Source organism: Cellulomonas sp. EB106-03-03-XG116, from assembly GCF_058792015.1.
Window position 1 is genome coordinate 1 of the sequence record NZ_JBYTEP010000019.1, and the last position, 23,416, is coordinate 23,416.

The following is a 23,416-nucleotide window of genomic DNA, read 5'->3' on the forward strand; positions in this document are numbered from 1 at the left end:
ACGAAACGACCCCCACCCGCTGGCGAGCGGAGATCAGTCAATTCGGCTGCTAAAGAAGCCACCCGACGGGGTCGGGAGACTTCCGTATCAACCAAGACCCACCGACAACCAGGCACCCACCCCGAACGGGGCGGCCACCCGAGCCGATGAACCATCTTGGCATCAACTACTAGGCACACTGTTGAGTTCTCAAAGAACAGACGCGCATCCCCCGTCCACCCGTTGCAGGGCGTCCGGCCGGAGGCTCGGTTCCAATCTACCAGAGTTTCTGGCCCGCGTTTCGCGCCTTCCGGCGTTTCTTCGCGTTCCTGAACCCTACCAGAGCTTCTTTCCTGTCCGATCCGCTCTTTCAAGCGGCTCCGACGTCCCGAAACTCTACCAGATGTTCTGGCCGTCGTTCTCGGTGAATCTCTTCGCCGCTTTCGACTCCCTGAACACTACCAGGCTTTCCGGAGTGCTTTGTGCGTGATTCACGCGACATTGTCCTCGGGAGGTCCCGGTCCGGCACGACGAACCGGACGCGACGAAGCGTCTGGATCACGTGCCGGGGGTGGCTGCCTGCGGGACCGGCCTTCGGGTCGAGCCTCGAAGTCCGTGCCTCCCGTTCGGGCAGCTCGGAGAACATTACGCGCGGAGCGACCCTCCGTCAACTCCCAGCCCCAGGACCCCGGCCCCGAACGGCACGACGCCCCCGCCGCCTGCGCGAACAGGCATCGGGGGCGTCGTCGACGCGCGAGGCGTCAGGCCGCGACGAGCGACCGGAGCACGTACTGCAGGATGCCGCCGTTGCGGTAGTAGTCCGCCTCGCCGGGGGTGTCGATGCGGACGACCGCGTCGAACTCGACGACCGAGCCGTCGCCCTTGGTGGCCGTCACGTGCACGGTCCGGGGGGTCGCCCCCTCGTTCAGCGCCGCGATGCCGACGATGTCGAACGTCTCGGTGCCGTCCAGGCCGAGCGAGTCGGCCGACTCCCCCGCCGGGAACTGCAGCGGGAGGACGCCCATGCCGATCAGGTTCGACCGGTGGATCCGCTCGAACGACTCGGTGATGACGGCCTTCACGCCCAGGAGCGCGGTGCCCTTCGCCGCCCAGTCGCGGGACGAGCCGGAGCCGTACTCCTTGCCGCCCAGGATGACGAGCGGCACGCCGGCCTCGGCGTACGCCTGCGCGGCGTCGTAGATCGAGGTCTGCTCGCCGGACAGGTGGTTCACCGTGTACCCGCCCTCGACGCCCGGGACCAGCTGGTTCCGGAGCCGGATGTTGGCGAACGTGCCGCGGATCATCACCTCGTGGTTGCCGCGGCGGGACCCGTAGGAGTTGAAGTCCCGGCGCTCGACGCCGTGCTCGGCCAGGTACTGGCCGGCGGGGCTGTCCGCCTTGATCGACCCCGCGGGGCTGATGTGGTCGGTGGTGACCGAGTCGCCGAGCTTGGCGAGCACCCGCGCGCCCTGCACGTCGACGACGGGAGCCGGCTCCGCGGCCATGCCGTCGAAGTACGGGGGCTTGCGCACGTAGGTGGACTCGCCGTCCCAGGCGAACGTGTCACCCTCCGGGGTGTCCAGCGCGCGCCAGCGCTCGTCGCCCGCGAACACGTCGGCGTAGTCGGCCTCGAACATCGAGCGGTCGATGCTCGCGTCGATGGTCGCCTGGACCTCCTCCGGGGTGGGCCAGATGTCCGCGAGGAACACCGGCTTCCCGTCGGTGTCGGTGCCGAGCGGCTGGTTGTCGAAGTCGAAGTCCATCGTCCCGGCGAGCGCGTAGGCGATCACGAGCGGCGGCGACGCCAGGTAGTTCATCTTCACGTCGGGGTTGATGCGGCCCTCGAAGTTGCGGTTGCCGGAGAGCACCGAGACGACGGACAGGTCGTGCTCGTTGACGACGGCCGAGACCTCCTCGGGCAGCGGACCCGAGTTGCCGATGCAGGTGGCGCAGCCGTACCCGACCAGGTGGAAGCCGAGCTTCTCGAGGTAGGGCCAGAGGCCGGCCTTCTCGTAGTAGTTCGTGACGACCTGCGAGCCCGGGGCCATGGAGGTCTTGACCCACGGCTGCGACGTGAGGCCCCGCTCGACGGCCTTCCGCGCCAGCAGCGCGGCGGCGAGCATGACCGAGGGGTTCGACGTGTTGGTGCACGACGTGATCGAGGCGATCACGACGGCGCCGTGGTCGAGCTCGGTGGTGGTGCCGTCGGACATGGTGACGGGCACCCGCTTGTGCGGGCGGCGCGCGCTGTCGCCCCCGGCGACGTGGACGGGCGCGTCCGAGGAGTCGGCGTGCTCGCCGGCGGCGATCGGGTCGGAGGCCGGGAAGGTCTCGTCGACCGACTCGTCGAGGCCGGAGAACTCGCGGGCCGCACCGGTGAACGGCGCCGCCTCGTCGGCGTCGACGTAGTCGAGGATCGACGTCGCGAACGACTCCTTGGCCTCGGACAGCTCGATGCGGTCCTGCGGGCGCTTCGGGCCGGCGATCGACGGGACGACGGTGCCGAGGTCGAGCTCGAGGTACTCGGAGTACGCCGGCTCGCGCGACGGGTCGTGCCAGAGGCCCTGCTCCTTGGCGTACGCCTCGACGAGCGCGAGCTGCTGCTCGGAGCGCCCGGTCAGGCGCAGGTAGTCGAGGGTGACGTCGTCGATCGGGAAGATCGCGCAGGTGGAGCCGAACTCCGGCGACATGTTGCCGATGGTCGCGCGGTTCGCGAGCGGCACCTGGGCGACGCCCTCGCCGTAGAACTCGACGAACTTGCCGACGACGCCGTGCTGGCGCAGCTGCTGCGTGATCGTGAGCACGACGTCGGTCGCGGTCACGCCGGACGGGATCGAGCCGCTGAGCTTGAAGCCGACCACGCGCGGGATGAGCATGGAGACGGGCTGGCCGAGCATGGCCGCCTCGGCCTCGATGCCGCCGACGCCCCAGCCCAGCACGCCGAGGCCGTTGACCATGGTGGTGTGCGAGTCGGTGCCGACGCAGGTGTCGGGGTACGCGCGGAGCGCGCCCTCCACCTCGCGGGTCATGATGCCGCGCGCCAGGTACTCGATGTTCACCTGGTGCACGATGCCGGTGCCCGGCGGGACGACCTTGAAGTCGTCGAACGCGGTCTGGCCCCAGCGCAGGAACTGGTAGCGCTCGTGGTTGCGCTGGTACTCGATCTCGACGTTGCGGCGGAACGCGTCCTCGCGGCCGAACACGTCGATCTGCACGGAGTGGTCGATGACCAGCTCGGCGGGCGCGAGCGGGTTGATGCGGGTCGGGTCGCCGCCCAGGTCCACCATCGCCTCGCGCATGGTCGCGAGGTCCACGACGCAGGGCACGCCGGTGAAGTCCTGCATGATCACGCGGGCGGGCGTGAACTGGATCTCGGTGTCCGGCTCGGCGGTCGGGTCCCACGCGGCGAGGGCGCGCACGTGGTCGGCGGTGATGTTCGCGCCGTCCTCGGTCCGCAGCAGGTTCTCGGCGAGCACCTTGAGGCTGTACGGCAGCTTCTCCGTCCCGGGGACCGCGTCCAGCCGGAAGATCTCGTAGGTGTCGTCCCCGACCTGCAGCCGGGCCTTCGACCCGAAGCTGTCGACGCTGCTCACTTCTGGCTCCTTCGTTGGCGAGTCCGGCCGCTGGGGGACGGCCGCGGTGGCGGGTCCGCGCCGGGACCGGTGGCCCGGGCCGCGTTCCGCCGAAGTATCTTGATGTCGAGATACATCCTACCCCGAGCCGGGCGCCGACGCCGAGCGCCCGCGCGGCCCGGCGCGCCGACCCCGGGGGTGGTCGCGCGGGGCCGCGCGGGCGCGGCCGGTCGAGCGCGGGGCCGGCGTCAGTCCCCGGCCGTGCCCTCGGCGGCCCGGCGCTCGCGCTCGACGGCCTTCTGGTGCTGCCGGGGGTCGTAGTCCGGGGTGCCCTGCTTGTGCAGCTCGGCGGTCGCGCGGCGGCTGGCCTCGGCCACCCGGCGCGTCGCCTCGGCGGCGGACTCGCGGGCGTCACCCTCGTGCGGTGTCGTCATCGTCGGCTCCTTCCGGTGGGGCGGGCGCCGCGGGCCGCGGTGCCCGGTCCCCACGCTAGGCCGCCGGGCGCCCCCGCGCGAGGGCATTGACGCCCCGACCTGGGACGATCCGGGGGCGCCGCCGACGTCGAGGTCGGTGGCTCCAGCCGAGTTCGGTGGCTGCAGGCACCGAACTCGGCGCGTTCCACCGAACCGGCGCGCCCGAGCGGCGGCTCAGCGCTCCAGGACCGCGACCGCCTCGACGTGGTGCGTCATCGGGAACAGGTCGTACCCGGTGACGTCCGCGAGGGCGTAGCCCTCCTCGGCCAGGTACGCCACGTCGCGCGCGAGCGCCGCGGGGTCGCACGCGACGTAGACGACGCGCCGCGGCGCGAGCCCGGCGACCGCCCGCACGACCTCCCGCCCGGCACCCACGCGCGGCGGGTCCAGCACCACGGCGTCGACGCCCCCGCCGGCGGCGCCGGACGCGAGCGCCCCGGCCACGTCGCCGCCGTGCAGCTCGACCTGCGGCCGGTCGTGCAGGTTCCGGCGCGCGTCCCGCACGGCGCGCGCGTCGCCCTCGACGGCCACCACGGACCCCGCGTCCCCGACCGCGTCGGCCAGGGGCAGCGTGAACAGGCCCGCGCCGGAGTACAGGTCGAGCACGCGGGCGCCCTTGACGTCGCCGAGCGCGTCGAGCACGGCGCCGGTCAGCGCGGACGGCGCCTCGCGGTGCACCTGCCAGAAGCCGGCGGCGGCGACCCGGTACGCCCACTCCCGCTCCCCCACCCGCACCTGCTCGCGGACGGCGGACCGGGCGTTCGGCCGCGGGTCGACCTTGCCGCGGCGGAGGTCGAACGGCTGGTCGTCGACGAGCACGACCGGGACGTCCCCGCCGGCGGGCGCGACCGCCTCGATCCGGGCGCCCGGGGCCCAGCGGCGCCCGAGCAGGTCGAGCTCGGCCAGCGCGTCGCTCATCAGCGGCATGGTCGTCACCGGGACGACGTCGTGCGACCGGAACCGGCGCATGCCGGCGCGCCCCTCCCGGTCGGCGAGGAAGCCGACCCGGGTGCGCCAGCCGAGGCCGCCGCGCTCCTCGTCGCCGGGCAGCGCCCGCACGGGCACCTCCCGCTCGACGCGCGCGAGCCGCTGCAGCTGCTCCGCCAGCACCGCCGCCTTCCAGGCGCGCTGGGCGTCGGGCCGGACGTGCGCGAGCTCGCCGCCCCCGACGCCGCCCGGGCCCGCCTCGGCCCACGCGGACTCCACGCGGTCGGGGGACGCCTCGAGCACCTCGACGGCGTCGGCGCGCCAGAACTTCGCCTTCGGACCCGCGTCGGTCAGCCGCGCCACGACCCGCTCGCCGGGCAGGGCGTGCCGGACGAACACGACCCGCCCGGGGCCGTCCTCGCCGGGCGCCCGCAGCCGGGCGACGCAGTGGCCGCCGTGCGCGACCGGGCCGACCTCGAGCTCGACCAGGTCCCCCGGCGCCGCCCCGGCGCCGCGCGCCTCAGAGCCCACGGGAGATCGTCCTGCGCACGTGGTCCTCCATGCCGGTCTGCCCTTCGGTCGATGCGAGCTGCCACGGCACCGACGCCACCACGACGCCGGGCGTGAACAGCAGACGCCCCTTGAGCCGCAGGGCGCTCTGGTTGTGCAGCAGCTGCTCCCACCAGTGGCCCACGACGTACTCGGGGATGTAGACGACCACCAGGTCCCGCGGGCTCTCCCGCCGGATCGAGCGGACGTAGGTGATCACGGGCCGGGTGATCTCGCGGAACGGCGAGTCGAGCACCCGGAGCGGCACCGGGAGGTCCATGGCCTCCCACTGCTCGCGGAGCGCGGCGGCGTCCTCCGGGTCCACGCCGACGGTGACGGCCTCGATGGTCTGCGGACGCGACGCCCGGGCGTACGCGATGGCCCGCATGGTCGGCCGGTGCAGGTGCGAGACGAGCACGAGCGCGTGCACCCGGCTCGGGAGCGCGCGGGCCGCGGCGGGGTCGGCGCCCAGCGCGAGCTCGGCCTTGACCGCGTCGTAGTGCCGGCGGATGCCCTGCATGCCGATGAACACGATGATCATCGCGAGGATCGCGATCCAGGCGCCGTGCGTGAACTTGGTGATGAGCACGATGACCAGCACGGTCGCGGTCATGCCGAAGCCGATCGCGTTGATCACCCGGGACCGGAGCATCTGCCGGCGGCGGTCGGGGTCGGGCTGGGTCCGCAGCTCGCGCGTCCAGTGCTTGATCATCCCGAGCTGGGACAGCGTGAACGACACGAACACGCCCACGATGTACAGCTGGATGAGCCGGGTGACCTGGGCGTCGAAGGCCAGGATCAGCGCGATCGCGCCGGCGGCCAGGGCGATGATCCCGTTGGAGAACGCGAGCCGGTCGCCGCGGGTGTGCAGCTGGCGCGGCAGGTAGCCGTCCTTCGCGAGGATCGAGCCGAGCACCGGGAACCCGTTGAACGCCGTGTTCGCGGCGAGGATCAGGATGAGGCCGGTGACGACCGAGACCAGGTAGAACGCCGGCGGGAACGAGTGGAAGATCGTCTGCGCGAGCTGCCCGATGACCGGGTCCTGCACGTACTCCTCGCCCACCGGCACGCCGTTGTCCAGGAGCTGGGTCGACGGGTCCTCGACGTAGTGCACGCCGGTGAGCCGCGCGAGCGTCAGGATCGACATGATGAGGAACACCGACAGCCCGCCCAGCAGGAGCAGGGTGGTCGCGGCGTTCTTCGACTTCGGCTTCCGGAACGAGGGCACGCCGTTGCTGATCGCCTCGACGCCGGTGAGGGCAGCGGAGCCGGACGCGAACGCCCGGAGCACGAGGAACGCGCCCGCGGCGCCCATGAGCCCCTGGTCGAAGCCGTCGGCGGGGACGATGGTCAGCGCGCTGGACGCGGCGGGCTGCAGGTCGCCGGTCAGGTACTGCACGAAGCCGAAGATCGCGGTGCTGCCCACGGCGACCATGTAGAGGTACACCGGGATCGCGAAGGCGTTGCCGGACTCCCGGACGCCGCGCAGGTTCGCGAGGGTGAGCAGCACGACGATGGCGACCGCGAACAGCGCCTCGTGCCCGCGCAGCGCCGGGATGGCGGACGCGGCGTACTGCGCGCCGGACGACACGGACACCGCGACGGTGAGCACGTAGTCGACGAGCAGCGCGCTGGCGACGGTGACGCCGGCCTTCGGACCCAGGTTCACGGTGGCGACCTCGTAGTCGCCGCCGCCCGAGGGGTAGGCGTGCACGTTCTGCCGGTACGACGCGATGACCGTGATCATCACGATGACGACGGCGAGGCCGACCCACGGGGAGATGACGGTGGCGCTCACGCCGGCGAGGGCGAGCGTCAGCAGCACCTCGTCGGGGGCGTAGGCGACGGACGACAGCGCGTCCGACGCGAAGATCGGCAGGGCGATCCGCTTCGGGAGGAGGGTGTGCCCCAAGTTCTCGCTGCGGACCGGTCGTCCGAGCAGCAAGCGTTTGGCGGCATCCGCGAGATCCGGCACGAGCGACCATGCTAGGCGCACCGCGGCCGATCCGGCACCGGACCCGTCCCGGGACCACCGGCGTGCCCGGCGGTCCGCGCGGGGTATAGCGTTCCGCGTTGTGCACTTCGTCATCATGGGCTGCGGCCGCGCCGGCGCCACGCTCGCGCAGTCGCTCGAGTCCCACGGGCACTCCGTCGCGGTGATCGACCAGAACCCGGACTCGTTCCGCCGGCTCGACGCGGAGTTCGCCGGCAGCAAGGTCACCGGCCTCGGCTTCGACCGCGACACGCTGCGCCAGGCGGGCATCGACGACGCGTACGGCTTCGCGGCCGTGTCCGACGGCGACAACTCGAACATCCTGGCCGCGCGCGTCGTGCGCGAGACGTTCGGGGTCGAGAACGTGGTCGCCCGGATCTACGACCCGCACCGCGCGGAGATCTACCAGCGGCTCGGCATCCCGACGGTCGCGACCGTCCGGTGGACCGCCGACCAGGTGCTGCGCCGGCTGCTGCCCATGGGCGCGACCAGCCAGTTCACCGACGCGTCCGGCAAGATCAGCCTGTCCGAGGTCGACGTGCACGCCGGCTGGGTCGGCAAGCCGCTGCGCCTGATCGAGGAGGCCACGGGCGCCCGCGTCGCCTACCTCACCCGCTACGGCGACGGGCTGCTGCCCGACGCGCAGACCGTCCTCCAGGAGAGCGACATCGTGCACCTGCTGCTGCGGACCGACGAGTCGGCCGCCGTCGAGCGGACCCTCACCGTGGCGCCGGAGGTGCAGGCGTGAGGGTCGTCATCGCGGGCGCCGGCTCCGTCGGCCGCTCCATCGCGCGCGAGCTGCTCGCCAACGGGCACGAGGTCACGCTGATCGACCGCCAGCCCTCCGCCATGCGCGTCGCGCAGGTGGCCGACGCGGACTGGCTGCTGGCCGACGCGTGCGAGCTGCCGACGCTGACCCAGGCGCGCACGGACGAGTGCGACGTCGTCGTGGCCGCCACCGGTGACGACAAGGCCAACCTGGTCATCTCGCTGCTCGCCAAGACCGAGTACGGCGTGCCGCGCACGGTCGCCCGGGTGAACAACCCGAAGAACGAGTGGATGTTCGACGAGGCGTGGGGCGTGGACGTCGCCGTCTCCACCCCGCGGATCATGACGGCGATGATCGAGGAGGCCGTCTCCGTCGGCGACCTGGTGCGGATCTTCACGTTCCACCAGTCCGGCGCGGACATCCTGGAGCTGACGCTCCCCGAGGGCTCGCCGCTCGCGGGGTCGCTGGTCGGTCAGATCGACTGGCCGGCCGACACGGTGCTCGCCGCGATCGTGCGCGACGACCGCCCGTTCCAGCCGTCCGGGGACGACACCCTGGAGGGCGGCGACGAGCTGCTGTTCGTCACGGGGCGGGACGCGTCCGAGGCGGACCTGGCCGCGCTGCTGTCGAGCCGCGTACCAGGATCCAGCTCGCCCACAGCACCAGCGCCGTGAGCGGCACGCCCATCACGAGCTTGGCCGTGCCGAGCCACGCGACCTCGTCGGCGTAGTACAGCGGCACCTGCACGACCAGCCGCGCGGCGAACATCCCGGCCCACAGCCAGGTGACGAGCGCGTACCGGCGCAGCAGGACGGGGTCCTTCCGCCAGGCGAGCGCGCCGGCCCACGAGCCCTGCTCGGACATCGGGCCGTCGCCGCGGAACAGGCCGAGGACGACGCCGACCAGCGGCCAGCGGACCAGCACCGAGACGACGAACGCCAGCAGGTAGGCGACGTTGGTGAGCAGGCCCCAGGCGAAGTAGTCGCTCGCGTCGCCGGTGCGCCACGCCCAGACCACGCCGATGCCGACGCCGAGGACGCCCGAGAGCGCCTGGGTCAGCGGGCTGCGCTGCACGAGGCGCGCGACGACCGCGAGCACCGCGGCGGCGACGGACGCGATCAGCGCGGGCCGCAGCTGCTGGCCGGACGCGACGAACACGACGACGAACAGCAGGCCGGGCAGCACCGACTCGACCGCGCCGCGCACGCCGCCGACGGACTCGGCGATCGAGAAGTCCTCCGCCTCGATCGCGCGCATCCCGCGGGCGGGCACGGCGTCCTCGGGCGCCGCGGCGGGCGGCACGGGCGGCTGCGCCGCGGCGGGCGGCTCCGGCGTCACCGACGGCTCGCGGCCGCCGGCGGGCGTCGGCTCACTCACCCGGCCGCGGCCGCAGCTCGTAGCGCGGGTTGAACATCGAGCGCCGGCCCTCGCGGGTGCACACCAGGCCCTCGACCTTGAGCCGGCGGCCCGGCTCGATGCCGGCGATCTCGCGGCGGCCCAGCCAGACGAGCACCAGGTTGCCGGAGCCGTCGTACAGGTCGGCCTCGAGCGCGGGCACGCCCTGGCGCGGGCGCAGCACGACCGAGCGGATCACGCCCGACACCTTCACGCGATGCCGGTCGGGGGTCTGCGAGACGGGCACGCAGCCCTTGGCGCGGACCGCGTCCTCCCGCTCCTCCGAGGCCTCGATCTCCTCCTGCGAGGCGACGGCCCGGCGCAGGCCCTCCCGCAGCGACAGCGGTGACATGTCAGCGGATCTCCGTGATCTCCGGCCCGCGCTTCAGCGGGTCGAACGTGGGTGCGGCCGGCGCGGCCGGCTGGGGTGCGACGCCCTCCGCCTGGTGGGGCAGCGTGAGCGCGAGCAGGTCGCGCGGGGCGCGCGCCTCGGTCCCGCGCACGACGACGGTCCTGCGGAACAGGTCCTCGAGCGTGCCGGCGGCCTCCTCGTCGACCGCGGCGCGGCCGGTGATGACGCCGCGCAGGAACCACCGGGGGCCGTCGACGCCGACGAACCGCGCCGGGCGGTGGCCGGTGCGGCCCTCGGGGGTGCGCACGGGCAGCCGGGCGAGCAGCTCGCGGCCGAACGGGCCGGGCACGTCGTCGACGGCGCCGCCCTGCTTGCGCACGGACTCGCCGATCTCCTCGCGGATCTCGTCCCAGATGCCGTCGGTCCGCGGCGCGGCGAACGCCTGCATCTGCAGCGTCGAGCCGTCGAGGGTCACGCCGACGGCCGTCACGGTGCCGGACTTCTTGTCGATCTCCATGCGCAGCTCCATGCCGTGCACGCCGGGCAGCCGCAGGGCGCCCAGGTCGACGCGCGGGCCGGGCGGGATCTCCTCGGTGGAGTCCCACGGGCCTGCGGACCGGTCGACGACGGCCGGGGCCGGGTCCTCCGGGGTCGCGTCCTGCACCGCGGGTCCGTCGCCCGCGGTGTCCGCGGTGCCCGCCTGATCGGCGGCCCCCTCGGCTGCGTCGACGCCGGCCGCGGTCTGGTCCTGGGCGGTGCGGTCCTTCGCACCGCGCCGGAATAGCGCCACCCTCAGTCCCCTCTCCGGGTCGCCCGCGTCGCGGGCGCGTTCGGCTCCACGATAGTCCGCACGCCACGGACCACCTAGCCGGCCGCCTGCGTGTCCGCCGTGGGCGCACCGGCGGGGGCGCCGGCCGCCCGCCAGCCGCCGCTCGACCCGAAGCCGCCCGTGCCGCGCACCGAGTCCGGCAGCTCGTCGACCTCGACGAACAGCGCGCGCTCGACGCGCTGGACCACCAGCTGGGCGACCCGGTCGCCGCGGTGCAGCACGACCGGCTCGCGCGCGTCGGTGTTGAGCAGGGTCACGGCGATCTCGCCGCGGTAGCCCGCGTCCACGGTGCCGGGCGCGTTGACGATCGTCAGGCCGTGCCGCGCGGCCAGGCCGGAGCGCGGGTGCACGAAGGCGGCGTACCCCTCGGGCAGCGCGATCGCGATGCCGGTCGGCACGGTGACCCGCTCGCCGGGCTCGATCGTCGCGGCGACCCGGGTCACCAGGTCCGCGCCGGCGTCGCCGGGGTGGGCGTAGGCCGGGACCGGCACGCCCTCGTCGAGGCGGCGCAGCCGGATGGTCATGGTCTCGGTGGCCGCCGGGGCGGGCGCGTCGTCCGTCACGGGCCCCGACCCTACCCGCCGCAGGTGGGATGCTGGGGCCGTGCAGACGACGACCGCCCCCGCCTTCGCCGAGCGCCTCTGGCCCTCCCCCGCCGGCTGGGTCGCCGTGCCCGCCCTGGCCGCGATGGTCGGCATCGTGCTGCTCCCCCTGTCCCCGGTGGCCGCGGGCGTCGGGGCCGCGCTGGCCCTCGTCGCCGCCGCGCTGGCCGCGGCGCGCCTCGCCACGCGGGTCAGCGTCGAGGGCGGCGAGCTGCACGCGGGCGACGCGCACGTCCCGGTCGCCCTGCTCCGCGCGCCGCGCGCGCTCGACGCGGACGGGACCCGGCACGAGCTCGGCCCGGGGCTGGACGCCCGCGCGCACGTGTGCCTGCGCGGCTGGGTGCGGACCGCGGTGCGCGTCGAGCTGGACGACCCGGCGGACCCCACGCCCTACTGGGTGGTCTCGACCCGGCGGCCGGCGGACCTGGTCGCGGCGCTCGGCGGGACGGCGGACGGGTCGGCGGACGGCGGGCGCCCCGCGGCCTGACGCCCCGCGCACGACGACGCCGGCCGGACCCGTCGGGGTCCGGCCGGCGTCGTGACGGCTGGGTGGGACGCGCTCGCCTGCCGATCAGGCGTGCGCGCCCGGTCGGCAGCTCAGGCCGCGCACTCCGAGCAGACGGGCATGCCGTCCTTCTCGTAGGCGAGCTGGCTGCGGTGGTGGACCAGGAAGCACTTCGAGCAGGTGAACTCGTCGGCCTGGCGCGGCAGCACCCGGACCGAGAGCTCCTCGCCCGACAGGTCCGCGCCCGGGAGCTCGAACCCCTCGGCCGCTTCGGTCTCGTCCTCGTCCACCACGCCCGAGTTCTTGTCGGAGCGCCGGGCCTGGAGCTCCTGCAGCGAGTCCTCGCTGAGGTCCTCCTCGGTCTTGCGCGGGGCGTCGTAGTCGGTTGCCATGTGGTGTGGTCACGCTCCGTCTGGTGGTCGGGATCGGCGTACGCGGGATCAAGCGAACGGGGGTCGCCGTTTGTTCCCGGTCAGGCGCCCCGGATTGTGCCTCATTTCCCGGCGGCGTGCACGCCCGGCTCAGTCGTCCGCGTCGGCGCCCAGGTCGGCGAGCAGCGCGGCCAGCGCCTGGACCGTCGCGGCGGGCCCGACGACGGACATCTCGACCCCCGCGGGACGCCCGCGCAGGCCGCTGACCTGCGCACCCGCCTCGATCGCGATGATCTGCCCGGCCGCGAGGTCCCAGGGGTTGAGGCCGCGCTCGTAGTGCGCGTCGAGCGACCCCTCGGCCACCCGGCACAGGTCCAGCGCCGCGGAGCCGATGCGCCGGATGTCCCGGACCTGCGGCAGCAGCGCGGCGAGCACCCGGCCCTGCGCGCGGCGCCGCTGCTCGAGGTAGCCGAAGCCCGTGCCGACCAGCGACGTGGCGAGCGGGCGCGCCGGGTTGGCCTCGATGCGCCGGCCGTCGCGGAACGCGCCCTGGCCGCGGCCGGCGGTGTACGTGCGGCCGTCCGCGACCGCGTGCACGCAGCCGGCGACCGGGGTCCAGCGCTCCGGCTCGGGGTCGCCGGCGACGACGCCCACGGACACCGCGAACGCCGGGACGCCGTACAGGTAGTTGACCGTGCCGTCGATCGGGTCGAGCACCCAGGTGAGCCCGCTGGTGCCCGGCTCCAGCCCGTGCTCCTCGCCCAGCACGCCGTCCTGCGGGCGGTGCGCGGCGAGCAGCTCGCGCAGGTGGGTCTCCGAGGCGAGGTCCATCGCGGTGACCGGGTCGACGTCGCTGGACTTGGTGGCGGCCACCTGGACCCGCTCGGGGCTCGTGGTGCGGATCAGGTCGCCCGCGGAGCGCGCGAGGCGCTCGGCGAGCTCGGTGAGGGCGCGGACCTCGGCGGGGTCCGGCAGGGCGGCGGGAGACTCGGGAGCGCTCGTCACGCGGCCCATCCTGCCCGAGCGGCGCCCGGCACGGGGGGTCAGCCGGCGTCCGGTCCCCCGCCGGCGCCCGGCTCCCCGGCCTCCCGGCCCGCCGCGCGCGACCGGCGCACCCGGGCGACCCAGCGCAGCAGCGGCGCCGGCTGCTCGCGGGGCGCCCGCCCGGCGCGACCCACCCCGCCGACCCGGCCGAGCCGGGCCCGGGCGGCCTCGCGGTCCCACGGGCCCGGGGCCTGCCAGCCGAACCGGAGGGCGACCAGCCGGACGCCGAGCACCCCGACGACCGCGGCCAGCACCGTGCCCTCGGACAGCGCGTCCTCGCGCCACAGCACGGCGAGCACGAGCGCCCCGAGCAGCGACGGGATCGCGTACAGCTGCCGCTGGTGCAGCACGGCGGGCAGCTCGCCGGTGAGCAGGTCCCGGAGCACGCCGCCGCCGACGCCGGTGATGATCCCGGCGAACACCGCCGCGGTCGCCCCGACGCCGTAGTCCAGCGCCTTGACCGTCCCGACGACCGTGAACAGCGCCAGCGCCCCCGCGTCGAGGACCAGCACGAGGCGGCGCAGCCGGTGCAGGCCGGGGTGCGCGGCCCAGGTCACGAGTCCCGCGGCGCAGGCGGTGGCGACGAACTCCCACTGCGCGATGCCCACCGGCGGGATCGCGCCGATCAGGACGTCGCGCAGGATGCCGCCGCCGAGGCCCGCGACCCAGGCCAGGACGACGATGCCGAAGATGTCGAAGCCCTTGCGCACCGCGGCGAGGCCGCCGGACAGCGCGCCGACGAACACGCCCAGGAGCTCGAGCACGGGCTGCAGGGGGAGGTCGACGTGCACAGGGGAGATCATGGCAGCCGGGAGTTCCGGCGGCGCACCGCCGAGCCTCCCCGGGATCGGGCCCCGGCGGTGGCAGGCTCGTCCGCGGAACGATGGGAGAGGTGATGGCCGAGCTGGAGCTGATCGGGCTGCACGAGGACGGGGAGCACCTGGTCCTCGCCGCCGCCGACGGGCAGCGCTACCGCCTGCGCATCGACGAGCCGCTGCGAGCGGCGGTCCGCCGCGACCGCCCGCAGCTGGAGCAGATCCGCGCCGAGCAGTCGGGCGTGCCGAGCCCGCGGGAGATCCAGGCACGCGTGCGCGCCGGGCAGTCCGCGGAGCAGATCGCCGAGGAGTCGGGGCTGGCCGTCGAGCACGTGCGGCGGTTCGAGGGCCCCGTGCTCGCCGAGCGCGAGTTCGTGGCCGAGCAGGCCCGCGGCACCCGGGTGGGCCGCGACGTCGGCGCGCCCGTGCTGGGCGAGCTGGTCGTCGACCGGCTGGCGGCGCGCGGCGTCGACACGGCGGCCGTGACCTGGGACGCGTACCGCGAGGGCGGCGGCGGCTGGGTGGTCGTCGCGCGGTTCCGCGTGGAGGACGACGCCCGCGAGGCGCGCTGGACCTACGACGCGCAGGCGCGCGCGGTGCACGCGGAGGAGGACGAGGCCCGCTGGCTCTCCGAGACGGAGATCGCCGACGGCCCGGTCCCCCGCCGGCACCTGTCCGCCGTGCGCGACCTCGTGTACGACGTCGACGCCGACGTGCGCCCGGTGCTCGCCGCGGTCGACGCGCCCGGACGGGCGCAGCACCGCGAGGAGGAGGACCCCGCGGACGACCTGCGGGCGACGCACGAGCTGCTGGACGACCTGCGCGCCCGGCGCGGCGTGCGGCAGACGCTCGACCTCGAGGACGACGAGGACGGCGACGCATTCGGCGGCTTCGGGCCGCAGCACGCGTTCGACTTCGGCCAGCTCGACGAGCCCGCGGCCCCCGGGGCGCACCCGGTGGACGTCGAGCCCGCCGCCGAGGCCCGGATCTACCCGGCGCCGGCTCGGCCGCACGCCACCGGGGACGAGCCGGAGACCCCGGTCGCGCTCGAGCCGGGCGAGCCGGAGCCCGCCCCCGCGCCGGACGAGGACACCACGCCGACGCGGCCCGGGGACCAGCCGCGGCCGCGGTCCGGCGGGCGCCGGGGCCGGCCGAAGGTGCCGAGCTGGGACGAGATCGTCTTCGGCGCGAAGCCGGAGTGAGGCCCGCGCGGGGGCGGTGAGGCCGCCCCCGCGGGCGCGGTCCGGGCTCAGTCCCCCGCGAGCAGCCCGAGCGTCTGGGGCGACAGCGCCGGCGCACCCGACGTGCGCGCCGTCATCCGCAGCCGGTGGTGCTTCCGGCACAGCACCTCGTAGCCCACGGCGTCGCCGTCCGCGGGCACCGCCACGTCCCCGACGACGACCTGCGCGCCCTCGACGACCATGACGCCGTGCTCGGTGCGGGCGTTCTGCGTGGCGCGCGCCCCGCACCAGCACAGCGCCTGCACCTGCAGCGTCTCGACGCGGTCCGCCAGCTCGAGCAGCCGCGCCGACCCCGCGAACAGCCGGGTCCGGAAGTCCGTGGTGATCCCGAAGGCGAACACGTCCACCTCCAGGTCGTCGACGACCCGGCCGAGCTGCTCGACCTGCTCGGCGGAGTAGAACTGCGCCTCGTCGCAGATGAGGAAGTCCACCCGCGCCCCGCGGCTGCGCCGCTGCACGACCTCGTCCCAGAAGTCCGTCGCGGGGGTGACCTCGTGCGCGGGCACCGACAGGCCGAGCCGCGAGGACAGCACGTGCTCCCCCGCGCGGTCGTTCTGGGTGAACAGCACCCCGCCCCGGCCGCGGGCGGTGTGGTTGTGGTGCATCTGCAGCGCCAGGGTGGACTTGCCGCAGTCCATGGTGCCGCAGAAGAAGACCAGCTCGGCCACGTGCTCCTCGTTCCTCGTCGTGCTCGGTGTGCGGGGGGTGCGGGCGGCGCGCCGGCTCAGGTGTGCACCGCGAGCAGCGGCACCCGCAGCTCCGCGGGGGTCAGCGACCCGTGCACGCCGACGAGCTGCAGCGACGCCGCCGTCTGGGTCCGGGAGTCCACCACCGTGGCCCGGCCCGTCGCCGCGACCACCAGGTCGCCGATCAGGGGCCGCACGTGCGCGGACACCGGGCCGAACAGCCCCGCCGCCACGGCGTCGTCCCCGGTGAGCACGACCGCGTCGTCGCCGAGCACGTCGGCCCACCGCGCCTCCGCCGCGCGCGGGTCCACGCCGGGCTCGAGGTGCACGTGCACCGCGCGCGGCTCCCCCGCCACCAGCGCGACGCCCTCGGCCAGCCCGGGGGTGGTCGCGACGTCCCGGCGCCGGGCGGGGTCCACGTCGACCATGCCGTGGTCGGCGGTGACGACGACGGTGGCGTCCTTCGGCAGCGACCGGACCAGCCGGCGCAGCTCGCCGTCGAGCGCCTCGAGCTGGTCGCCCCACTGCCAGGAGCCGGCGCCCTCGTGGTGGCCGGTCTTGTCGACGTCGCCCCAGTACAGGTAGACCAGCCCGGGCTCGCGCAGCAGCCGCAGCGCCGCGTCGACCCGCTGGGCCAGCGACTCCGCCGCGCGGTACCCGCCGCCGCGGAGGGCCGCCTCGGTCAGGCCGGAGCCCATGAACTTGGCGGGACCGACGGTGGTCACCGTGATGCCGTGCGCGACCAGCCGCTCGAAGACCGTGGGCTCGCGCTGCCACTCCCGGGCCGGGCCGAGGCCGTCCCACGACACCATGTTGGCGAGGCCGCCGCTCGCGGGGTTGCGGACGGTGTAGCCGACCAGGCCGGTGCGGCCCGGGCCGGTGCCGGTGCCGAACGAGCCCATCGACGCGGCCGTCGTCGACGGGTAGCCCGCGGACAGCGGCCCGGCGCCGTTCAGCAGCGACCGCAGGAACGGGGCGTGCCCGGCGCGCTCGGTGAGGTTCTCGTAGCCCAGGCCGTCGACGAGCACGACGCACACCCGGTGCGCCTCCGGCAGCCCGAGCTGCGCGCGGCGCGCCGGGCCGTCGGGGACGGGCGCGCCGAGGGCGTCGGCCACCGCGGGCAGCAGTCCGGACAGCGAGGGGCCCTCGTAGTCGGGCGGCACCAGGCCCGCGTCCGCGAGCCGGGCCGGCACGGTGGACGACGCGGCGGCGGTCATCGTCAGCGCGCGCTCGCCGCGGACAGCCGCTTGGCGAACGCCACGGCGTCGCGGACGGCGCTCTCGCCCTCGGCGACCGCGGACACCCGGACGACCACGTCGTCGGGGGTCAGCGTGCCGGTCAGGCCGTGGTCCGCCTCGCAGGCCGGGTCCGCGCAGGTCGCGGGCTCCAGGTCGACGCGGGACACCGCTCCCCAGCCGACCGCGAGCGTGAGCTCGGCGGCGGCGGTGCCCGGGCGGTGCTGCTCCGGGCTCGCGATCACGTGCGTGAGCGCGACGGAGCGCAGCTCGGACAGCGGCACGGCCTCGGTGGTGGCGGCGGCGCTGGCCGAGGGGTGCTCGCTGTCGGCCGGGTGGTCGTCGACGTGCGCGACCACGAGGCGCGTCGGGGTCAGCGCCAGGACGGTGACGTGCCGGCGCACCTCCTGCGCGTCGAACGTGGTCTCGGGGTGCACGAGGTAGGCCTCGACGGGCTCGTCCGCGAGGGCGACGTCCAGGACGTCGGCGACCAGGTCGGGGTAGTACCCGGCGCGGTGCAGGTCACGGAGCAGGTCGGTGGAGGGGGCAGGCACCCGGACATCCTCCCACCCGAGGGGCGGCGCCGTCACACCCCGGCGCCGGGCGTCAGACGGGCAGCGCGCGGCGCGGGCCGTCCGCGCGGGTGCCGGCCACCCCGACCCGGGCCGTCGCGCCCAGCACGTAGGCGCCGCGCTCGGCCACCACGACCGGGTTCAGCTCCAGGTGCAGCAGCTCCGGGAGCTGGTCCGACAGGACGGCCACCCGGGCCAGGACGTCCTCCAGCGCGGCGACGTCGAGCGGCGGGACGCCCCGGTAGCCGAACAGCCGGGGCGAGGACCGGGGCGCGCGCACCATGTCGGACACGTCGACGTCGGTGAGCGGCGGCACCGCCCAGGCCACGTCGCCGAGCAGGTCCGTGGTGTCGCCGCCGAGCCCGAACCCGAGCACCGGGCCGAACAGCGGGTCCTCGGCGGACCGGATGACGCAGGCGACCCCGTGCGGGGCCATCGCCTGCACCTCGAGCGGCGCGCGCCCCGGCTCGGGCTCCCGGCCGGCGGCCAGCGCGAGCACCTGGTCGACGTCGGCGCGCAGCTCGGCCTCGTCGTGCACGTCGAGCCGCACCCCGCCGAGGTCCGACCGGTGCCGCAGCGCCGGGACGGTCGACTTGAGCGCGACCGGCCAGCCCAGCCGGTCCGCCGCGGCGACGGCCTCGTCCGCGTCGTGCACCCCGACGGTCGGGAACACCTCGACGCCGGCGAGGCCCAGGAGCTCGGCGACCTGCTCGTGCGTCAGGTCCAGCGACGCGCGGCTGCCGGCCTCGTCGAGCCAGCCCGCGATGCGGCGGCGCGCGGTGCGGGCGTGGATGCCCTCGGGCGCGACGAGCCGGCCGCGGTCGGCCGCCCGCCACGCGGCGTACCGGGCGGCCTGGTCCAGCGCGAGGACGGCGTCCTCCGGGGTGGTGTAGGCGGGGACGGTGCGCAGGGCGCCGTCCGCGTCGGGCGCGGTGAGCGCGGGCGTCGCGCCGTGCAGCCCCAGCAGGCAGGCGACGGACGTGCGGCCCGACCCGGCGGCGTGCCGGGCGAGCGCCTGGGCGACGCGGTCGTCCCGCGGCCCGACGGTCGGCACGTGCATGGTGACGACGACCTCGACGTCCGGGTCGGCGTACACCGCGGCGAACGTGCGCTCGACCTTCGCGTCGTCGGCGTCCTCGTGCAGGATCGCCGGCGCGCGGGCGACGGTGAACCCCGCGGCGGCCAGCGCCTCGGACACCAGCGACGCGGCGGCGGACGACGAGGCGACGACCGCGGCGCGGCGGCCCGGGGGCAGCGGCTGCAGGGCGAACAGCTGCGAGACCTCGAGCATCTGGTGCACGTTGTCGACGAGCACGACGCCCGAGCGGCGCATGACCTCCTGCAGCGTCTGCCGGGACGCCTGCGTGGGGCGGACCGCGTGCCCGGGCGGCACGACGTGCCCGGACCGCCCGGCGGTCACCACGACGACGGGCTTGGCGGTCGCCAGGCGCCGGGCGACGCGGGAGAACTTGCGCGGGTTGCCGATCGACTCCAGGTACAGCGCGACGACGTCCGTCGCGTCGTCGTCCTGCCAGAACTGCATGAGGTCGTTGCCGGACACGTCGGCGCGGTTGCCCGCGGAGACGAGGTGCGCGAGGCCGAGGTGCCGGCGGCGCACCGAGCCGAGGATCGACACCGCGGTCGAGGCGGACTGGCAGAACAGGCCGATCCGCCCGGGCGGCGGCGGGTCCTCGGTGAGCGAGGCGTTCAGCAGGCCGCCCGCGGCGTGCGCGAGCAGGCCGTACGACCGCGGGCCCACCACCCGGAGCCCGGCCGCGTGCGCCGCCCGGAGCAGGGCGCGCTGCAGCGCGAGCCCGGTCGGGCCCTGCTCGGCGTACCCGCCCGACAGCACGACGACCCCCTTGACCCCGATCCGACCGAGCGCGCGGACCGCGACGACGGCCTCCGCGGCGGGCAGCGCGAGCACGGCGAGGTCGACGGGGCCGGGGACGTCGTCGAGGCGGTCCCAGTGGTGCACCGTCGGGCGCGGGTCGGCGCCGTCGGGCGCCGGGCGGCCGACCACGTGCACCTCGACGCCGCGCTCGTCGCCGCCGGCCGCCGTGACCGCGCCCGTGCGGTGCGCGGGGTCCGCCGCCGACGGCACGCCGCCGACCAGGTCCGCCAGCACCCGCTCGGCGCGGCGGTCGTCCAGCGACCCCGGCTCGGCGCTCGGCGACGACAGCACCAGCACCGACCGGGCGGTGAGCAGCGCCTGGACGCTGCGCGCCTCGGCGGCGTGCTCGCGGGCCATCATCACCGCGAGCGACCGGTCCGTCGGGTCGATGTCGAACCCCACCGTCACCACGCCGTCCTCCAGGCGCTGCTGCAGCGAGTACCCGGCCTCGCGGAACACCGCGATCATCCGGCCGTTCTGGGGCAGCACGTCCGCGGTGAACCGGCGGATGCCGCGCTCGCGCGCCGCCGCGGCCAGGTGCTCGAGCAGGACGGAGCCCAGCCCGCGGCCGTGGTGCGCGTCGGCGATGTTGAAGGCCACCTCCGCCTCGTCCGGGCCGACCTTGTCGTACCGGGCGACGCCGATGATCGCGTCGTCCGCCGTCACCGCGACGAGCGCGACCCGGTCCCGGTGGTCGACGCGGGTGAACCGCGCGAGGTCCCGGTCCCCCAGCCGCTCCAGCGGGGCGAAGAACCGGAACACGATCGACGCCTCGGACTGCCCGACGTGGAACGCCTGCAGGGCGTCCGCGTCCTCGGGCCGGATCGGCCGCACGTGCGTGGTGCTGCCGTCGCGGAGGACGACGTCGGCCTCCCAGCTCTCCGGGTAGTCCGCCGCCTCGTCGGGCGCGCCCCCGGTGCTCTCGGCCATGCCCACGAGCCTAACCAACCGGCGCGCCGCGCGTCGTGGTGGTCCACAGGCGCGCGGAGCGGCGACAATGGGCGCCGACCACCCGCACCGCCGATCCCGGGAGCAGCCCCCAGCATGGCGCGCCGCAGCAGCACACCCGACGTCCCGCCGGAGGACGTCGTCGAGCGCATCGTCGACATCGACGTCGCCACCGAGATGGAGGGCTCGTTCCTCGAGTACGCCTACTCGGTCATCTACTCGCGCGCCCTGCCCGACGCCCGGGACGGCCTCAAGCCGGTCCAGCGCCGCATCCTGTTCCAGATGTCCGACATGGGCCTGCGCCCGGACCGGCCGTTCGTGAAGTCGGCCCGCGTGGTCGGCGAGGTGATGGGGAAGCTGCACCCGCACGGCGACACCGCGATCTACGACGCGATGGTGCGCATGGCGCAGCCGTTCTCCCTGCGGCTGCCGCTGGTCGACGGGCACGGCAACTTCGGCTCGCTCGACGACGGCCCCGCCGCCCCGCGGTACACCGAGGCGCGCATGGCGCCGTCCGCGCTCGCGATGACGCAGAGCCTGGACGAGGACGTCGTCGACTTCGTCCCGAACTACGACAACAAGCTGACCCAGCCCGGCGTGCTGCCCGCCGCGATCCCGAACCTGCTGGTCAACGGGGCGTCCGGCATCGCCGTCGGCATGGCCACCAACATGGCGCCGCACAACCTGGTCGAGGTCGTCGCGGCCGCCCGGCACCTGGTGCTGCACCCCGAGGCCACGCTGGACGAGCTCATGCGGTTCGTGCCCGGCCCCGACCTGCCCAGCGGCGGCAAGATCGTCGGCCTGGAGGGCGTGCGCGACGCCTACCGCACCGGCCGCGGCGCGTTCCGCACCCGGGCCACCGCGCGGATCGAGAACGTCACCCCGCGCCGCAAGGGCATCGTCGTCACCGAGCTGCCGTACACCGTCGGCCCGGAGAAGGTCATCGAGAAGATCAAGGAGGGCGTGCAGTCCAAGAAGCTCTCCGGCATCTCGGACGCCCTCGACCTCACCGACCGGCAGCACGGCCTGCGCCTGGTCATCGAGGTGAAGACCGGGTTCAACCCCGAGGCCGTGCTCGAGCAGCTCTACCGGTACACCCCGCTCGAGGACTCGTTCTCGATCAACAACGTCGCCCTGGTCGACGGCCAGCCCCGCACCCTCGGGCTCCGCGACCTGCTCCAGGTCTGGGTCGACCACCGCATCTCCGTGGTCCGGCGCCGCAGCCAGTTCCGGCTGCGGAAGAAGCAGGAGCGGCTGCACCTGGTCGAGGGCCTGCTCATCGCGATCGTCGACATCGACGAGGTCATCCAGGTCATCCGGTCCTCCGACGACGCGGACGCCGCGCGCACCCGGCTGCGCCAGGTGTTCGACCTGTCCGAGCCGCAGGCCGAGTACATCCTCGAGCTCCGGCTGCGCCGGCTCACGAAGTTCTCCCGCATCGAGCTGGAGAAGGAGCGCGACGAGCTGCTCGGCGAGATCGAGGCGCTGCAGGCGATCCTCGGCGACGAGGCGCTGCTCCGGACCACGGTCAGCGACGAGATGGCCGAGGTCGCCGCGACCTACGGCACCCCGCGCCGCACGATCCTGCTGGAGTCCGCGGGCGGCGTGGCGACCGCCGCCGAGGGCGCGCCCGCGCCGCGGTCCGGGCGCGCCGCCACCCCGGCCCTGTCGCTCGAGATCGAGGACACCCCCTGCTACGCGCTGCTGTCCGCGACCGGCCTGGTCGCGCGCACCGGCAGCACCGACGTCGAGCTGCGGCCCGTGCCCGGCGCCGGGCGGTCCAAGCACGACGTGCTGGCCGGCGCCGTCGCGACCTCGGTGCGCGGCGAGGTCGGCGTGCTGACCTCCCGCGGCGTCGTCCGCCGGGTGTCCGTGCTGGACCTGCCGGGCCTGCCGCCGACCGACGGCGCGCCGAACCTGTCCGGCGGCCTGCCGCTGTCCGAGCTGCTCGCCCTCGACAAGGGCGAGAAGGTCATCGGGCTGGTGTCGGTGGCGGCCGACGCCCCGACGCTCGCCGTCGGCACCGCGCAGGGCGTGGTCAAGCGGGTGACCTCCGGCGAGGCGCCCGCGAACCGCGACTCCTGGGAGGTCATCGGCCTCAAGGACGGCGACGAGGTGGTCGGCGCCGCGGCGGTGACCGACGAGGACGAGCTCGTGTTCGTCGCCTCCGACGCCGCGCTGCTGCACTTCCCGGCGGCGTCCGTGCGGCCGCAGGGCCGCCCCGCGGGCGGCATGGCGGGCATCAAGCTCGCCGCCGGCCACCGTGTCGTGCACTTCGGCGCGCTCCCCGCGGGGTCCGACGCGGCCGACGACGCCGAGGGCCCGGTCGTGGTGACCGTCGCCGGGGCGTCGGACGCGCTGCCCGGCACGCAGGCGGGCTCGGCCAAGGTCACGCCGTTCTCCCGGTACCCGGGCAAGGGCCGGGCCACCGGCGGCGTCCGGGCGCACCGGTTCCTCAAGGGCGAGGACGCGCTGTTCCTCGCCTGGGTCGGCCCGGCGCCGGCACGGGCCACGGGCTCGGCGGGCCAGCCGGTCGACCTCCCGGAGCCGGACGAGCGCCGCGACGGCTCGGGCCAGCCCCTGGCGGCCCCGCCCCTGGCGATCGGCTGACCCGGCGCGCTGCGCCGCCCGCTGCCCGCACACCTGCGCCGAGAGAGGACCCGCG

General features: G+C 75.2%; 20 protein-coding genes. 5 read left to right on the top strand and 15 right to left on the bottom strand.

The features are described from left to right. Positions 1-740: 740 nt before the first annotated feature. The 4 genes from AC3WUG_RS09265 to AC3WUG_RS09280 form a co-directional block, all read right to left on the bottom strand. Positions 741-3,572 (bottom strand): aconitate hydratase, encoded by a 2,832-nt coding sequence (locus AC3WUG_RS09265; RefSeq protein ID WP_492327386.1) that lies wholly within the window; start codon positions 3,570-3,572, stop codon positions 741-743. A 227-nt stretch (positions 3,573-3,799) separates the two neighbouring features. Then, on the bottom strand, positions 3,800-3,985 hold the full coding sequence (locus AC3WUG_RS09270; protein ID WP_147796487.1) for a translation initiation factor 2: 186 nt from the start codon (positions 3,983-3,985) through the stop codon (positions 3,800-3,802). Between the two features lie 213 nt (positions 3,986-4,198). Beyond that, positions 4,199-5,482: a class I SAM-dependent RNA methyltransferase gene (locus AC3WUG_RS09275; protein ID WP_492327387.1), complete on the bottom strand. Its 1,284-nt coding sequence runs from the start codon at positions 5,480-5,482 to the stop codon at positions 4,199-4,201. Next, positions 5,472-7,475 (bottom strand): APC family permease, encoded by a 2,004-nt coding sequence (locus AC3WUG_RS09280; protein ID WP_492327388.1) that lies wholly within the window; start codon positions 7,473-7,475, stop codon positions 5,472-5,474. The genes AC3WUG_RS09275 and AC3WUG_RS09280 overlap by 11 nt, the downstream gene beginning before the upstream one ends. A 115-nt stretch (positions 7,476-7,590) precedes the next feature. On the opposite strand from AC3WUG_RS09280, the gene AC3WUG_RS09285 reads away from it, so the two are divergent. Both AC3WUG_RS09285 and AC3WUG_RS09290 read left to right on the top strand, forming a co-directional pair. Beyond that, complete coding sequence (locus tag AC3WUG_RS09285) at positions 7,591-8,241, top strand: potassium channel family protein (RefSeq protein WP_147797224.1); 651 nt, start codon at positions 7,591-7,593, stop codon at positions 8,239-8,241. Beyond that, positions 8,238-8,936, top strand: a complete 699-nt coding sequence (locus AC3WUG_RS09290) for a potassium channel family protein (protein WP_147796485.1) — start codon at positions 8,238-8,240, stop codon at positions 8,934-8,936. The genes AC3WUG_RS09285 and AC3WUG_RS09290 overlap by 4 nt, the downstream gene beginning before the upstream one ends. Here AC3WUG_RS09290 and AC3WUG_RS09295 read toward each other — a convergent pair. From AC3WUG_RS09295 to dut, 4 genes are all read right to left on the bottom strand, one after another. Further along, the gene (locus AC3WUG_RS09295; RefSeq protein WP_492327389.1) at positions 8,845-9,639 is read right to left on the bottom strand and encodes a DUF3159 domain-containing protein; all 795 of its coding nucleotides are present in this window, start codon (positions 9,637-9,639) and stop codon (positions 8,845-8,847) included. The two genes, AC3WUG_RS09290 and AC3WUG_RS09295, sit on opposite strands and share 92 nt — an antisense overlap. Further along, positions 9,632-10,000: an OB-fold nucleic acid binding domain-containing protein gene (locus AC3WUG_RS09300; protein WP_492327429.1), complete on the bottom strand. Its 369-nt coding sequence runs from the start codon at positions 9,998-10,000 to the stop codon at positions 9,632-9,634. Before AC3WUG_RS09300 ends, AC3WUG_RS09295 begins: the two co-directional genes overlap by 8 nt. 10 nt (positions 10,001-10,010) lie before the next feature. Next, entirely contained in the window at positions 10,011-10,799 is a 789-nt protein-coding gene (locus AC3WUG_RS09305) for a DUF3710 domain-containing protein (RefSeq protein WP_492327390.1), read from the bottom strand. 74 nt (positions 10,800-10,873) lie between these two features. Beyond that, a complete protein-coding gene (gene dut / locus AC3WUG_RS09310) occupies positions 10,874-11,362 on the bottom strand; it encodes a dUTP diphosphatase (protein ID WP_492327430.1) in 489 nt (162 codons plus the stop codon). Between the two features lie 79 nt (positions 11,363-11,441). On the opposite strand from dut, the gene AC3WUG_RS09315 reads away from it, so the two are divergent. Next, positions 11,442-11,927, top strand: coding sequence for a DUF3093 domain-containing protein (locus AC3WUG_RS09315; RefSeq protein ID WP_492327391.1), 486 nt, complete (start codon positions 11,442-11,444; stop codon positions 11,925-11,927). A gap of 110 nt (positions 11,928-12,037) precedes the next feature. Here AC3WUG_RS09315 and AC3WUG_RS09320 read toward each other — a convergent pair whose 3' ends face one another. From AC3WUG_RS09320 to AC3WUG_RS09330, 3 genes are all read right to left on the bottom strand, one after another. Beyond that, on the bottom strand, positions 12,038-12,337 hold the full coding sequence (locus AC3WUG_RS09320) for a DUF4193 domain-containing protein (protein ID WP_146835284.1): 300 nt from the start codon (positions 12,335-12,337) through the stop codon (positions 12,038-12,040). Positions 12,338-12,466: 129 nt separating this feature from the next. After that, positions 12,467-13,321, bottom strand: coding sequence for an inositol monophosphatase family protein (locus AC3WUG_RS09325; RefSeq protein ID WP_492327392.1), 855 nt, complete (start codon positions 13,319-13,321; stop codon positions 12,467-12,469). 38 nt (positions 13,322-13,359) lie between these two features. Beyond that, a complete protein-coding gene (locus AC3WUG_RS09330) occupies positions 13,360-14,151 on the bottom strand; it encodes a trimeric intracellular cation channel family protein (protein WP_492327393.1) in 792 nt (263 codons plus the stop codon). Between the two features lie 104 nt (positions 14,152-14,255). Here AC3WUG_RS09330 and sepH point away from each other — a divergent pair, with 104 nt between their 5' ends. After that, a complete protein-coding gene (sepH, locus tag AC3WUG_RS09335) occupies positions 14,256-15,377 on the top strand; it encodes a septation protein SepH (RefSeq protein WP_492327394.1) in 1,122 nt (373 codons plus the stop codon). Positions 15,378-15,424: 47 nt separating this feature from the next. Here the strand turns inward: sepH and AC3WUG_RS09340 are convergent, their stop codons facing one another. The 4 genes from AC3WUG_RS09340 to AC3WUG_RS09355 are packed head-to-tail and all read right to left on the bottom strand — an operon-like array spanning position 15,425 to position 20,733. Beyond that, complete coding sequence (locus AC3WUG_RS09340; protein ID WP_492327395.1) at positions 15,425-16,084, bottom strand: thymidine kinase; 660 nt, start codon at positions 16,082-16,084, stop codon at positions 15,425-15,427. 56 nt (positions 16,085-16,140) lie between these two features. After that, the gene (locus tag AC3WUG_RS09345; RefSeq protein ID WP_492327396.1) at positions 16,141-17,319 is read right to left on the bottom strand and encodes an alkaline phosphatase family protein; all 1,179 of its coding nucleotides are present in this window, start codon (positions 17,317-17,319) and stop codon (positions 16,141-16,143) included. 2 nt (positions 17,320-17,321) lie between these two features. Continuing rightward, complete coding sequence (locus AC3WUG_RS09350) at positions 17,322-17,891, bottom strand: DUF5998 family protein (RefSeq protein WP_492327397.1); 570 nt, start codon at positions 17,889-17,891, stop codon at positions 17,322-17,324. A gap of 52 nt (positions 17,892-17,943) precedes the next feature. Beyond that, a complete protein-coding gene (locus AC3WUG_RS09355; protein WP_492327398.1) occupies positions 17,944-20,733 on the bottom strand; it encodes a GNAT family N-acetyltransferase in 2,790 nt (929 codons plus the stop codon). A 114-nt stretch (positions 20,734-20,847) separates the two neighbouring features. On the opposite strand from AC3WUG_RS09355, the gene AC3WUG_RS09360 reads away from it, so the two are divergent. After that, a complete protein-coding gene (locus tag AC3WUG_RS09360) occupies positions 20,848-23,361 on the top strand; it encodes a DNA gyrase/topoisomerase IV subunit A (protein WP_492327399.1) in 2,514 nt (837 codons plus the stop codon). Positions 23,362-23,416: the final 55 nt, after the last annotated feature.

What these genes read in the sequence shown, in the direction of transcription:
- sepH (WP_492327394.1), top strand. Translation starts at nt 14,256, where the DNA reads ATGGCCGAGCTGGAGCTGATCGGGCTGCACGAGGACGGGGAGCACCTG.
- AC3WUG_RS09285 (WP_147797224.1), top strand. Translation starts at nt 7,591, where the DNA reads ATGGGCTGCGGCCGCGCCGGCGCCACGCTCGCGCAGTCGCTCGAGTCC.
- AC3WUG_RS09345 (WP_492327396.1), bottom strand. Translation starts at nt 17,319, where the DNA reads ATGACCGCCGCCGCGTCGTCCACCGTGCCGGCCCGGCTCGCGGACGCG.
- dut (WP_492327430.1), bottom strand. Translation starts at nt 11,362, where the DNA reads ATGACCATCCGGCTGCGCCGCCTCGACGAGGGCGTGCCGGTCCCGGCC.
- AC3WUG_RS09270 (WP_147796487.1), bottom strand. Translation starts at nt 3,985, where the DNA reads ATGACGACACCGCACGAGGGTGACGCCCGCGAGTCCGCCGCCGAGGCG.
- AC3WUG_RS09360 (WP_492327399.1), top strand. Translation starts at nt 20,848, where the DNA reads ATGGCGCGCCGCAGCAGCACACCCGACGTCCCGCCGGAGGACGTCGTC.
- AC3WUG_RS09320 (WP_146835284.1), bottom strand. Translation starts at nt 12,337, where the DNA reads ATGGCAACCGACTACGACGCCCCGCGCAAGACCGAGGAGGACCTCAGC.
- AC3WUG_RS09355 (WP_492327398.1), bottom strand. Translation starts at nt 20,733, where the DNA reads ATGGCCGAGAGCACCGGGGGCGCGCCCGACGAGGCGGCGGACTACCCG.